The sequence below is a fragment of the Flavobacterium sp. Flavsp81 genome (assembly GCF_059491325.1).
In genome coordinates this window covers 2061906-2074719 of the sequence record NZ_CP168505.1, presented here as the reverse complement: position 1 = coordinate 2074719, position 12814 = coordinate 2061906, and the positions used below count along the sequence as shown (strand labels likewise).

Below are 12814 nucleotides of genomic sequence, written 5' to 3'. Positions count from 1 at the left end.
GTGGGAAAAACTAAAAAAATGGGGAATGTTTAGGAAAAAGTAATAAAAAAGTTGCTAAACCGATTAAATGTCAAGATTAATTATGAATTTACTAAATCGCTAAATAAGCTTTGTATATGAGTATAGTTTTAATTTACTTTTGCCCAAAAATTCAGATAAAATATATCAATATGACATTCAAAAAAATACTTCTTACGCTTTCTTTTCTTTTAGCCAATTTAGTTTTGTTTTCGCAGCAAATAGGAAGTGGTTTTCCATCTAATACAATTTATAATTTTAATATAGAATTGCCTTCCGGATTTTATCAAGGCGAGAATGCTGCAGGTCAGGTAGATGGTGGGGGTTGGAATCATTTATTAAATTTACGCCATTATAATACGGCAAATAATCATCAATTGCAAATAGCAAGTTCTTATTTTGAAAATGATAAATTATTTTTCAGAAAATTTGCTCGTGGACTTGGTTCCAATGATCCTGTCTGGTATGAAATAGCCACCCGTGGTGTAAATAATTTTAATGGCAATCAGACTGTAAATGGACGGATTTATGCTTCAACATCTTCTCCAGAAGGAGGTGCGTTGTCATTAGTAAACCCTTCCAAAAGTGGGATTAATGCAGCGACCGAATGGGTACTCTATAATATGACGGGGGGGTATACTAATAGCTTGCAATTTTGGAGTTATGGGGATAATGGATATCAATCAGGACCCAAACTGACTTTGTCTGACAATGGTAACATAGGCATAGGTACACAAACACCAAGCGTTATTACACACATAGAAAAATCTGCCTCTGGTATAGTAGATATCTTAAAAATTAAAAATAATTATGCAGGAACTAGTGGATTACATGGTACAAGTATTTTATTGGATGGGTTTTACTCTCAATCTAAAATAACTTCTTATGAAAATCCAACATCTACATTAGGGGGTAATTTACAATTACAAACCTATAATGGATCTGGGATTTTAAATACGGGTATAATGCTAAATAGATTAGGTAAAGTAGGAATTGGAACTATAAATCCAGATGAAATGCTCACAGTGAATGGTACCATTCACTCTACTGAAGTCAAAGTAACACAAACCGTACCTGCAGATTATGTTTTCCAAAAATACTACACGGGTAAATCAGAATTAAAATTAGATTATACCTTCCCAACACTTGCCGAAATTGAAAATTTCACAAAGAAAAACAATCATTTGCCAGGTGTACCTTCTGCTAAAGAAATGCAAGAAAAAGGAGTTTCATTGGGAGAAATGTCAAATATTTTACTTCAAAAAATAGAAGAATTGACATTATTCGCTATTGAGCAAAATAAAAAAGCACAATCTCAGCAAGAAGAAATCGAACGTCTAAAAACTGAAAATGGACGATATAAATTGCTTGAAGAAAGAATTTCTCTTTTAGAGAAAAACTAAGTCTTTAATATTGAATTTCATACAAGGCACTAACTGTAAAAGAGAAAAAAAATCATAATCTACTTTGAATTTGTGCTAGTATAGAATACAATCAGTTATGTAAGTATCTGAGTTGTCAGAAAAAATAGTATCCAATAATAAAATCAATTAATAAAAAAACGTCCCAAGAAATTCGGACGTTTTTAGTTATAAGTTTTTATGAGTTTTTTTCAATCCATTTACCCACTGGAGTTGTCTGTAACTACTTAAATTCGGGATCACTAATAATTGAAAAAGCAAAATATCCTAGTAGTTAATGTTTTAAGTCGTACAAGCCTTTATTGTACGTTGTAATCCTCGTAAAATTTAATTCTTTCACCCATCAAAAACATTTTTTTCTTAGCAAAATGAATAGAAAACTGGCTATACATCCATTCGTCACTGTCTTGCGTTCTGTACCAAAATGTATACGAAGCACTGTTATACCCTTCCTTAAGTATAGCAACACCTTCCCAATTGCATTCTATTCCCCAATTTATTTTTTTCTTGGTCATATCATCATATTGTATGACTCCGGTTCCGTCTTCATTTAAAATCGTGCTTGGCTCTTTTTTGTCTGGAGGCAAGAATGTACCGGTAATATGATAAGGAAGGGTATTGGTAATATAATGTTCTTTTGATTTATATACGATTTTATCAACCTGAACTTGTGAATGTGATTTTATAGTAACAAAAAATAAGATAAAAAGGAATGCTTTTAGGATTTTCATTTTACGTAGGTTTTAGGTTTTGGAACTTTTTTTAAAAATGCAGACATTTCTTTGGCTAATATACTTTAATTTTTGCAAGAAAATAACTATTCATTTTTTGAATTTAAAGTTAAACTTCAAAAAAATAATCATTTGAAAAGAGATAATCATTAAAAAAAAGTCTCAGCAATATGTATTGCTGAGACTGTCTATATAATGAAAACTAAATTTAGTTTTTTTCAATCCATTTTCTGGCGTTGATAAAAGCTTCATGCCAAGGTGTAAACTCGTCATTTCTGTCTTTTGGATAATGTGCCCAGTTCCACTGGAAAGTCGAACGCTCAATATGAGGCATGGTAACCAAATGTCTTCCTGTTTTGTCGCACATCATAGCTACGTCGTAATGAGAACCATTTGGGTTTGCAGGATAGCCTTCGTAAGCGTATTTAGAAACAATATTGTAGTTTTCTTCGCCCATTGGTAAATTGAATTTTCCTTCTCCGTGAGAAACCCAAACTCCCAAAGTAGTTCCGGCCAATGTAGACAACATAACCGAATTGTTTTCCTGAACTTTCACAGAAGTAAAAATACTCTCGTGTTTGTTACTATCGTTATGAAGCATTTTTCCATGAACTTCATGCTCCGGATTAATTACTTCCAATTCCATAAACAATTGACAGCCGTTACAGATTCCCACAGATAAAGTATCATCTCTTTTGAAGAAATTATCCAATGCTGTTTTTGCTTTTTCGTTGTATAAGAAAGCTCCGGCCCAGCCTTTAGCAGAACCTAAAACATCTGAATTAGAGAATCCCCCAACAGCTCCAATAAACTGAATATCTTCCAAAGTTTCACGACCGGAAATTAAATCCGTCATGTGAACGTCTTTTACATCAAATCCTGCCAAATACATAGCATTTGCCATTTCACGCTCAGAATTGCTTCCTTTTTCACGAATAATAGCTGCTTTTGGTCTTGGTTTAGATGCATCAATTACAGGGGCTTTACCAGTAAAGTGAGCTGGGAAAGTATAGTCTAAAACCTGATTTTTATAGTTTTCAAAACGTGCTTTCGCCGTTCCGTTTTTAGATTGTTTTTGGTCTAATAAATAAGAAGTCTCAAACCAAACGTCTCTGTACTCCGCAATGTCCAATTTGTAAATTCCAAATTCCAAAACTGCTGTATTTTGAACAGAACCAATTTTGAAGAACTCAATATTGTTTGCTTTTAATTTAGCTTCAACAGCTGCATCTTCTTTTGCCTGGAAAACGATTCCGATGTTTTCAGCAAAAAGGATTTTCAACAGATCTTTTTCTGCGAAGGCACTAAAATCAATTTTAGCTCCCAAGTTCACATCAGCAAAACATAATTCTAATAAAGTAGTGATCAATCCACCGCTTCCGATATCGTGACCTGCTAAAATCTGGCTTTCGCCGATTAATTCCTGAATCGTGTTAAAAGCATTTTTGAAGAAAGAAGCGTCTTTAATTGTAGACGTTTCGTTTCCGATTGTATTTCTGATTTGTGCAAAAGAAGAACCTCCTAATTTGAAATCATCCTGAGACAAATTGATATAATAAATAGAATCTCCGTCTCTTTGTAAAACCGGCTCCACTACTTTTCTAATATCAGTACAGTTTCCTCCGGCAGAAATAATAACCGTTCCCGGTGCAATTACTTCGTCGTTTGGATATTTTTGTTTCATCGAAAGTGAATCTTTTCCTGTCGGAATATTGATTCCCAATTCAATTGCAAATTCTGAACAACCTTCAACAGCAGCGTACAAACGAGCATCTTCACCTTCGTTTTTGCAAGCCCACATCCAGTTGGCAGATAATGAAATTCCTTTTAAACCGTCTTTAATCGGAGCCCAGATAATGTTTGATAACGATTCTGCAATAGCATTTCTGCTTCCCGCAACCGGATCAATTAAAGCCGCAATAGGAGCGTGGCCTATAGAAGTTGCGATTCCTTCTTTTCCTAAATAATCCAATGCCATAACACCAACATTATTCAAAGGCAATTGCAAAGGTCCTGCACATTGTTGTTTGGCAACTTTTCCACCTACACAACGGTCCACTTTATTGGTTAACCAGTCTTTTGAGGCAACCGCTTCTAAACGTAAAACATCTTTTAAATATGATTCAAAATCTGCTTTGTCATAAGAAACAGCAGCATATTTTCTGTCTAGAGTTTTGTCTGTCATAACCGTTTTTGGAGAACTTCCGAAGAAATCTTCTAAAGCATAATCCATCGGCTTTGAACCATTTGATTGCGATTGAAAAGTAAAACGGTGATCTCCCGTTACATCTCCAACCTGATACATTGGTGAACGTTCTCTGTCAGCGATTCGTTGCAAAATATCAATATCTTTTTGACCAATAACCAATCCCATTCTTTCCTGAGATTCGTTACCAATAATTTCTTTTGCAGAAAGTGTCGGATCTCCAACCGGCAATTTATCCAAATCGATCAAACCTCCAGTTTCTTCTACTAACTCAGAAAGACAGTTTAAGTGTCCTCCGGCTCCGTGATCGTGAATAGAAACAATCGGATTATGATCGCTTTCTACCAAACCACGAATGGCATTAGCAGCACGTTTTTGCATTTCAGGATTTGAACGCTGAATCGCATTTAATTCGATTCCTGAACCAAAAGCTCCGGTATCTGCAGACGAAACTGCAGCACCACCCATTCCGATTCGATAATTTTCTCCACCAAGAATAACGATTTTGTCGCCTTCCTGTGGTTTCTTTTTGATTGCTTGATCCAGTTTTCCGTAACCAATTCCTCCCGCCTGCATGATTACTTTATCGTAACCAATTTTACGGTCGTTTTCTGAATGTTCGAAAGTTAAAACCGAACCTGTAATAAGCGGCTGCCCGAATTTATTTCCGAAATCAGAAGCTCCGTTTGAAGCTTTGATCAAAATATCCATTGGCGTTTGGTACAGCCATTTTCTTTCTTTCATTGCATTTTCCCAAGTCCTGTCATCCTGAGCGGAGTCGAAGGATTTCAAACGAGAATAAGAAGTCATGTAAACCGCAGTTCCTGCTAATGGCAAAGAACCCTGACCACCTGCTAAACGGTCACGAATTTCTCCTCCTGAACCTGTTGCAGCTCCGTTAAAAGGTTCTACAGTAGTTGGGAAATTGTGTGTTTCTGCTTTTAAGGATAAAACCGAATCAAATTCTTTTATCTCGTAATAATCTGGCTTGTCAGCTGTTTTTGGTGCAAACTGCTGTACTTTTGGTCCTTTTACAAAAGCTACGTTGTCTTTGTATGCAGATACTATATCGTTAGGATTTTCCTGTGATGTTTTTTTAATTAATTTGAATAAAGAAGTTTCTTTTTCTTCACCGTCAATTACAAAAGTTCCGTTGAAAATTTTGTGACGGCAGTGTTCTGAATTCGCCTGAGAGAAGGCAAAGATTTCAGAATCCGTTAGTTTTCTTCCTAGTTTAATCGCTAAATTATCTAAATAATCTACTTCTTCCTGGCTTAAAGCCAAACCTTCTACTTTATTGTATGTTGCAATATCATCGATCTCCAGAATAGGTTCCGGCTGAACGTTAATAGTGAAAATTTCCTGATCCAGTTGATTGAATTTTTGAAAAAGCATCGGATCAAAATCAGCGAAATCAGCCGTTGCAGGATGAAATTCTTCAATTCTGATGATGCCGGGAATACCCATATTCTGAGTAATTTCTACAGCATTTGTACTCCAGGGTGTGATCATTGTGGCACGGGGACCAACAAAAAAATCCGTCAGTGCGGATTTTTCGATCTTATTGGAGTTGGCAAAAAGCCAGTTTAGTTTTGAAATGTCTTGAGCTGAAATTTCGTTTTGCGTTTGTACTGCAAAAACAGTTTTGCTTTGGTTTTCAAAGAAATGGATCATTTTGTATTGTTTGTTGTATTGAGGTGCAAATTTAGTGTAAATAAATAGTAAGCGCAAATTTGGAAACAAACTCTTTTGAAAAAAAACTGATGTTTTTTTAACCATATACGTAGAGATTTCACAGCAGTACGTCTTCTGGTATGAAAGGTTTTCTCGCAAAAACGTAAAGTTTTTTTCTCACGCAGATTTGGCAGATTGAGCAGATTTTTTTTTAAAATAATTTAATTAGCACAAATCTCTTAATTAGTTCTGTATCTGCTTTATCTGCCAAATCTGCGTGAAAAATTATAAAATTAAAGTTTGAAACTTTTTGTCTTAACACCTTCGTAGCAAAACAAAAAAAGCGGCAATTTGCCGCTTTTCAATTATTTAGTGCCTAATTTTTAATTAGTTGATTATTAACTTTTTAATCAGTGTTTTGGAATCTTTTACAATTTTAACCACATAAATTCCTTTTGCAAGATTGCTTACTGATATTGCAGAATCTATGGCATTTTGTTTTTCGAAAACTTTTTGTCCTGAAAATGAAACAATTTCAATGGAGTAAGGTGTATTTGAAATGTTTAAACCAACATTGAAATTTCCATCAGAAGGATTTGGGTAAATAATTATTTCATCTGATTCTGAAGCAATTTCTTCTTCAACCGGTCTTGCTATTTTGCTCGCTAAATTGTTACAAGTATCTGTCGTGTATGAATCCCATTGTGAACTTAAATTAAAGGTAGTTGTTGGAGAAGTAACTGTTGATTTTCTTCTTAAAGTTACATCCGCTGCAAAGTTTGCGGTTCCGCCGCTAAATGTCCCGATGATGTCAATAAGAACTCCATTTTTAAATAAACCGACAGCATCATTTCCGTTAAAAGTAAGTTCGGTTGCCGTTGTCGAAATATTAGCTGCGCTGGTTAAAAAACAAGTTGAAGAAATTGAGCTGTTAACAATTACATATTTGCTTCCGCTGCTCAATGTTCCGCTTAAAGTTAAACCTGTACTCCATGATCCTGCACCATTTGTTTGTTTTTTTATGGTATAAATTGACATGCTAACGGAGCTTCCGGTATTATTGGCAATTTCCAAAGCTTTATTGTTTGAAGACCCTTCAATATATTCAGAGAAAAGTAAATCGGTTGCTGTTCCTGTTCCGCCGCTGCTGTTTGTCGTTACGGAAATTATATTGCTTGACGCAGAAGCATTTCCGGCAGCATCTTTTGCTTTTACATAAATAGAATAACTTGTGGAAGCTGTTAAACCTGTTATTGTTGCTGTTAACCCTGAAACAGTTGTTTTTAAAACACTATTGGCATAAACATCATAACCTGTAACGCCAACATTATCCGTTGAACCTGTCCAGGAAACTGTAATTGAAGCAGCAGTTTTTGAGGTTGAAGCTAAACTCGTTGGAGCTGTTGGAGCCGTAGTATCTGTAGAAGATGTACCTCCCCAAATTTGATTCACATATTCAGGATGATCAATATATGGATTTCGATTATTTTGACGTGCATAAATCGCATTGTTTCTGGCAATTTCTCTTGCGCTTACAGGATCTTGTGCATTCCAGGCTAACAGAACGTTTAAGAAAGCAGTTGTGAATACTTTATTGCCGGAACCATCAAACATGGGATATGAATATCCGGCAACAGTATTTTCGTATCTTGTTGCGAAATAAAAATACATTCGGGCAATATCACCTTTAAAAGCATTTATAGGTTCAAAAACAGTTCCTGAATATCCGGATACAGAACTCGATCCCAATTTTCCTCCATTTTGAGATGTATAAGTTGCTGAACTTACAGTTCCATGAGGATAATTAGAACGGATTCCGTTTACTTTTCCGTCCGTTGGAGTAATAAAATGAGCATCTGCAACCATTGGTGATTGCTCATTAAAAACCGATTGCGGAATGATATGTTCTCTATTATAACAATCTCCTTCTACAGAATAGCTCCCACATCTTTGTGTGCTTCCTGTACTATAATTATAAGGATCTGTTCCTGATGGGTTTTCTGAATACATATCCAGAACAGTTCCGTCATTTTCATAAAAATTGTCAACATCAGAAGTTTGATAAGTAGTGTACAAACCGGCATATCCGTTATCTGTGTGACCTTTAATGATATTGTATAGTTGTGTTTTTAGAGTATAGCCAGTTCCGGTTGCCGTGTTGTAATATCCGGATGGAATTTGTGCAAATGAAAAAACTGAAAAAAATAATGCGAGAATTAGTAGTCTTTGTTTCATAATTTTTTTTGATTTAGGGGTTTGTTGTATCAAATATTAAAAAAGCGCCCCTGTTTTCGGGACATTTCAAACTAATTAATAATTATTTTCTTAACAGCTGACTTGGCGTCTTTGGTCACTTTGACCAGATAGGTGCCTTTTTGCAGGTTAGTTATAGATACAGAAGAGTTTTGCGTGTTGTTTTTTTCGAAAAGTTTCTGCCCTAATAAAGAGAATATTTCAACGGAATGAACAGTATTGGGATCCTCAAAAATAATATTGAAATTCCCTTTTGATGGATTTGGATAAATTTCGAACTCATTTTGGCTCAGGGTTTCAAGTCCCAATCCGGAAAAACAGGTCCAGGAAATGTCATCAAATGCCACCCGATTTGAAGTGGTACTGTTATTGGAAATACTAATTATCACATCACCTTGAATATTTATTCCGGAAATGGTTGTTGTTGCAGATGTAGCGCTATACGGAATAGTTCCAACAATGTTTCCATTGACGCGAAGATTAAACGTTCCGCTAGTTCCGGTATATTTTAATTGTGTTGTAACCGTTAAGTTTCCAATACCGTTTGAAGCGGTGGAGGCAGTAAGCGAACCATTTCTTATTGTTATTGCTCTCGTGCTCAAAGTTTGATCAGTACGAGCGTCTGTTGCTGTCCAGTCCAGTCCGGAATCTCCTGTCCAGGTCCTGGTAGCATATGATGATGCATTTGCAGGAATGTTTTCGAAACTTTCGCTGGCGCAAGAAGATGAAATAACAGTAGTTGTTCCGTTTATTGAATTACTTTGAAGGGAAGAATTTTCTGCAGCATCTTTAGCCACTATATAAAAGGAATAAGTTGTTGAAGGCGTAAGTCCATTTACTATTGCAGTTGTTCCGGAAACTGTCGTTTTTAAAACAGCGTCGGCATAAACATCATAACTGGTAACTCCAATATTATCTGTGCTGGCAATCCAACTCAACGAAACTGTGCTTGAAGAACTGCCTGTGACAGTCAAGTTTGACGGTGCGGTTGGATTTTGGGTATCTGGAACAACAATAGTCGTTGTACCATTTACCGAATTACTTGCAGAAGAAGAATTTACGGCTGCATCTTTTGCAATAACATAAAAAGAATAAGTGGTAGATGCTGAAAGTCCTGTTATTGTAGCTGTCAGTCCAGAAACGGATGTTTTTAAAACGCCATCCATATAAATATCATAACTGGTTACAGCCACATTATCCGTCCCGGCTAGCCAACTTAAAGAAACAGTACCGGACGTTGTGCCGGTTACTGCTAAATTGGAGGCAGCTGTTGGATTTTCCGTATCCGGAGCAGGATTCCAAACGGCTTGGACATATTCAGGATGATCGATATATGGATTTCTATTGTTTTGCTGCGCATAAATTGCATTATTTCGGGCAATTTCTCTTGCGCTTACCGGATCCTGTGCACTCCAGGCCAAAAGAATATTTAAAAAAGCAGTAGTAAATACTTTATTGCCGGAACCATCAAACATGGGATATGAATAACCGGCAACTGTATTTTCATATCGGGTAGCAAAATAAAAATACATTCTGGCAATATCTCCTTTAAATTCATTTATAGGTTCAAAAACAGTTCCTGAATATCCGGATACAGAACTTGATCCCAATTTCCCTCCATTTTGTGAAGTATAAGTTGCTGAACTTACGGTTCCATGGGGATAATTAGAACGGATTCCGTTTACTTTTCCATCAGTTGGTGTAATAAAATGGGCATCGGCAACCATTGGTGATTGCTCATTAAAAACAGATTGTGGAATGATATGTTCTCTATTATAACAATCGCCTTCTGCTGAATAATTACCGCATCTTTGTGTACTTCCGATACTATAATTATATGGATCTGTTCCCGATGGATTTTCAGAATACATGTCTAAAACAGTTCCGTCATTTTCATAAAAATTATCGACATCAGAGGTTTGATAAGTAGTATATAAATCGGCATACCCCTTATTGGTATGGTCTTTAATAATGTTGTATAATTGTGTTTTTAAGGTGTAACCAGTTCCCGTTGCCGTGTTGTAATATCCGGATGGAATTTGAGAGAAACATACTGTAAAAAATAATAATAATAAGAAAGTGTAGTTTTTTTTCATAAAAACAGCTGAAGATTTGGGGTTATAAATCATATAAATTAAATTTCAACAAATTGATTTTTAGAATATTAATTTAATGACGAGCCAAATTTACTGCTTTTATGAATAAGCTGCGTTAAGAGATGTTTAAATTTAGATATATTTTCTTACGGTTGAATTTTTTAAGGAAATAATAAAAAATCACTTAGATTTTTTTGGATTATATAAATGATAAGTTCATTTGAAAAAAGTAGTTTATAAATAATTCGCGAAAATCTGTTTGATTTGAAAAATATAAGCACCGTTTATTTAGAAAAACTTAAATTTTCTTACTATTACTTATATATGGTAAAACCAAAATTATTTCGGAAAAGCGGCACTTTGATAAGCTCCTAAATCCGGTGGAGAAGTTCTCGTATTACCAATAATATCCAACGGAATGCTATACGTCTGATTTCCTTTCGCGAAAGCGCCGGAAGTATTATCAATATTAAATTTATTTTGTGAAACCTTATAAAATTTAGGATCCTGATTTAAAATAATTTGATTGTAGTGTGTTGGATCAGCACTAAATTGATAATCAGGGTTGTTGTTTGAACTTTTGAATTTTATCAGGCAATTATTCAACTGATATACAAATGCGGCATTCGTATTTTTATCTAAATTGAATTCATTAGTATTTGAACCATAAATGATACAATTATTAAAAGTCGCCTGGGTTAAATCGTTAGCTACAGGAGTTGCATCAGTCAGACTGTTACTCAGGTTAACAGCAAACTGTTCACCACCTGACCAATTATTGTTGAAAGTACAATGTGTAAATATGTAATTTCCACCATAAACACACGATAAACTCGCTAAACCGGAATAATTGATAACCAGATTTTCTCCATTAATACGGCCGTTTTTAGTTAAAATTCCATATTCGGAACAATTATAAATCTGAGTATTTTTTAATTGAATAGTGGTTGCATCCTGTCCTTGAATCGATAAGCCAATTTTAGCATTTTTAAGTGTTAAATGATTGATAACATGATTCGTACTTTCGTTAGTCAGAATAATAGAATTCCATTGTCCCGGGACATCAGAAAAATCAGGTTCTAGACGGTCGCCCTCAAAAACAACCTCGTTTTCCAGCTTTTCAGTTGTTGATGCAGCTCCGTTAATTTGCAAAGAAGCATTTTTAGAAACTAAAAGCCCGGAATCAGCATGAAAATGGACTCTTGCACCAGCTTCAAAAACGACTGTTTTATTTTCCGGAACTCCTGCATATCCATAAATTACGTACGGTTTTTGGTTGGTAAAAAGTAATTCATTTCCGTTTACAGCATCATTTTCATCCAAATAAAATCCATCAACAGATTTGTCATCTATTTGAATTGTTTCTGATGTACCATCGGAAAATTGTTTAGGATATAAAAAAACAGCATCCTGAATTAGTGTTACCAACGCTACTTTTTGAAGATTTGTACCACTGTCAAACTGAATTTCATCGGTGTACAGAAAATCTGTTGGATCAGCATCTGTAATATCTGCAGTAGTTTCAATAAAAATGTACAAACTATCTTTGGCTAAGAGTGTTATGTCATTAAATACTTTGCCGCTGTTTCCGGTCATTCCGTCAACAGTCATCCTGTATTTTGAATTTAAACCGTTTTTTAGCTGAATTACAGGAATGTTAATATCATTTTTACTGTGGTTGTATACTTTGAGATTGTATGTACTTGATCCAATATTTTTAAAAACAGTATCTAAATAAACGGTGTCTTTTGAGAATTTTAAATTACCATTGCTGGCAACGGTATCAAAATCAGTTCGGCATGAACTGGCAGCTAAAAGTATTCCGAGAATAAAGAGTACAAAAGAATGACGCATTTGAATTGTTTTTGTGTAAAAATAGCAAAAAACTTATATGTTGAATGTCGATTTTTAATTTTAGAATTGCTTTTTCTAATTTGTGTCTTATCTTTTCTTTAATTTTACGATTTTAAAGCCAATTTTAATGAACCATACCAAAGAACAAATTATAGCATACTGCAATGAGTTTTCTAAAAACACTTTGATGGAAACGCTAAAAATAGAATATATAGATGCCGGAGAAGATTTTTTAGTTGCCAAAATGCCTGTAAACCCATCTGTTCATCAGCCTATGGGATTATTGCACGGAGGAGCTTCTGTTGCTTTAGCGGAAAGTGTAGGCAGTGCCGCATCACATTTTTTTATTAATCCAAAAGAACAGGAGGTACGTGGAATTGAAATTTCGGCAAACCACTTGAAAAGCATCAGGGAAGGAATAGTTTTCGGTACCGCACGCATCATTCATAAAGGAAGAAGCCTTCATTTGTGGGAAATTAAAATTACTGATGAAGAAGGAAATTTGATTTCGCTTTGCAAATTGACAAATATGGTTTTAGAGAAAAAGAAAACTAATTAATT

At 35.0% G+C, this 12814-nt stretch carries 7 protein-coding genes; 2 read left to right on the top strand and 5 right to left on the bottom strand.

Annotated features, from left to right (window positions below; all coding sequences use genetic code 11):
• Positions 1-116: 116 nt before the first annotated feature.
• Complete coding sequence (locus ACEN92_RS08340; protein ID WP_495641909.1) at positions 117-1421, top strand: hypothetical protein; 1305 nt, start codon at positions 117-119, stop codon at positions 1419-1421.
• Between the two features lie 317 nt (positions 1422-1738).
• Here ACEN92_RS08340 and ACEN92_RS08335 read toward each other — a convergent pair whose 3' ends face one another.
• The 5 genes from ACEN92_RS08335 to ACEN92_RS08315 all read right to left on the bottom strand — a co-directional run bounded on the left by ACEN92_RS08335 (position 1739) and on the right by ACEN92_RS08315 (position 12253).
• Positions 1739-2170 (bottom strand): hypothetical protein, encoded by a 432-nt coding sequence (locus ACEN92_RS08335; protein ID WP_495641908.1) that lies wholly within the window; start codon positions 2168-2170, stop codon positions 1739-1741.
• 208 nt (positions 2171-2378) lie between these two features.
• On the bottom strand, positions 2379-6050 hold the full coding sequence (gene purL / locus ACEN92_RS08330; protein WP_495641907.1) for a phosphoribosylformylglycinamidine synthase: 3672 nt from the start codon (positions 6048-6050) through the stop codon (positions 2379-2381).
• Positions 6051-6437: 387 nt separating this feature from the next.
• Complete coding sequence (locus ACEN92_RS08325; RefSeq protein WP_495641906.1) at positions 6438-8285, bottom strand: endonuclease; 1848 nt, start codon at positions 8283-8285, stop codon at positions 6438-6440.
• 71 nt (positions 8286-8356) lie between these two features.
• Positions 8357-10399: an endonuclease gene (locus ACEN92_RS08320; protein ID WP_495641905.1), complete on the bottom strand. Its 2043-nt coding sequence runs from the start codon at positions 10397-10399 to the stop codon at positions 8357-8359.
• Between the two features lie 339 nt (positions 10400-10738).
• Positions 10739-12253: a hypothetical protein gene (locus ACEN92_RS08315; protein WP_495641904.1), complete on the bottom strand. Its 1515-nt coding sequence runs from the start codon at positions 12251-12253 to the stop codon at positions 10739-10741.
• A 127-nt stretch (positions 12254-12380) separates the two neighbouring features.
• Between ACEN92_RS08315 and ACEN92_RS08310 the strand changes: the two genes are divergently transcribed.
• Positions 12381-12812 carry a PaaI family thioesterase gene (locus tag ACEN92_RS08310; RefSeq protein ID WP_495641903.1) on the top strand — a complete coding sequence of 144 codons (432 nt, stop codon included), beginning with the start codon at positions 12381-12383 and terminating at the stop codon, positions 12810-12812.
• The last annotated feature ends 2 nt before the right edge of the window (positions 12813-12814 follow it).

Coding starts and splice junctions, on each gene's coding strand:
- purL (WP_495641907.1), bottom strand. CDS start 6,050: ATGATCCATTTCTTTGAAAACCAAAGCAAAACTGTTTTTGCAGTACAA.
- ACEN92_RS08310 (WP_495641903.1), top strand. CDS start 12,381: ATGAACCATACCAAAGAACAAATTATAGCATACTGCAATGAGTTTTCT.
- ACEN92_RS08340 (WP_495641909.1), top strand. CDS start 117: ATGAGTATAGTTTTAATTTACTTTTGCCCAAAAATTCAGATAAAATAT.
- ACEN92_RS08325 (WP_495641906.1), bottom strand. CDS start 8,285: ATGAAACAAAGACTACTAATTCTCGCATTATTTTTTTCAGTTTTTTCA.
- ACEN92_RS08320 (WP_495641905.1), bottom strand. CDS start 10,399: ATGAAAAAAAACTACACTTTCTTATTATTATTATTTTTTACAGTATGT.
- ACEN92_RS08335 (WP_495641908.1), bottom strand. CDS start 2,170: ATGAAAATCCTAAAAGCATTCCTTTTTATCTTATTTTTTGTTACTATA.
- ACEN92_RS08315 (WP_495641904.1), bottom strand. CDS start 12,253: ATGCGTCATTCTTTTGTACTCTTTATTCTCGGAATACTTTTAGCTGCC.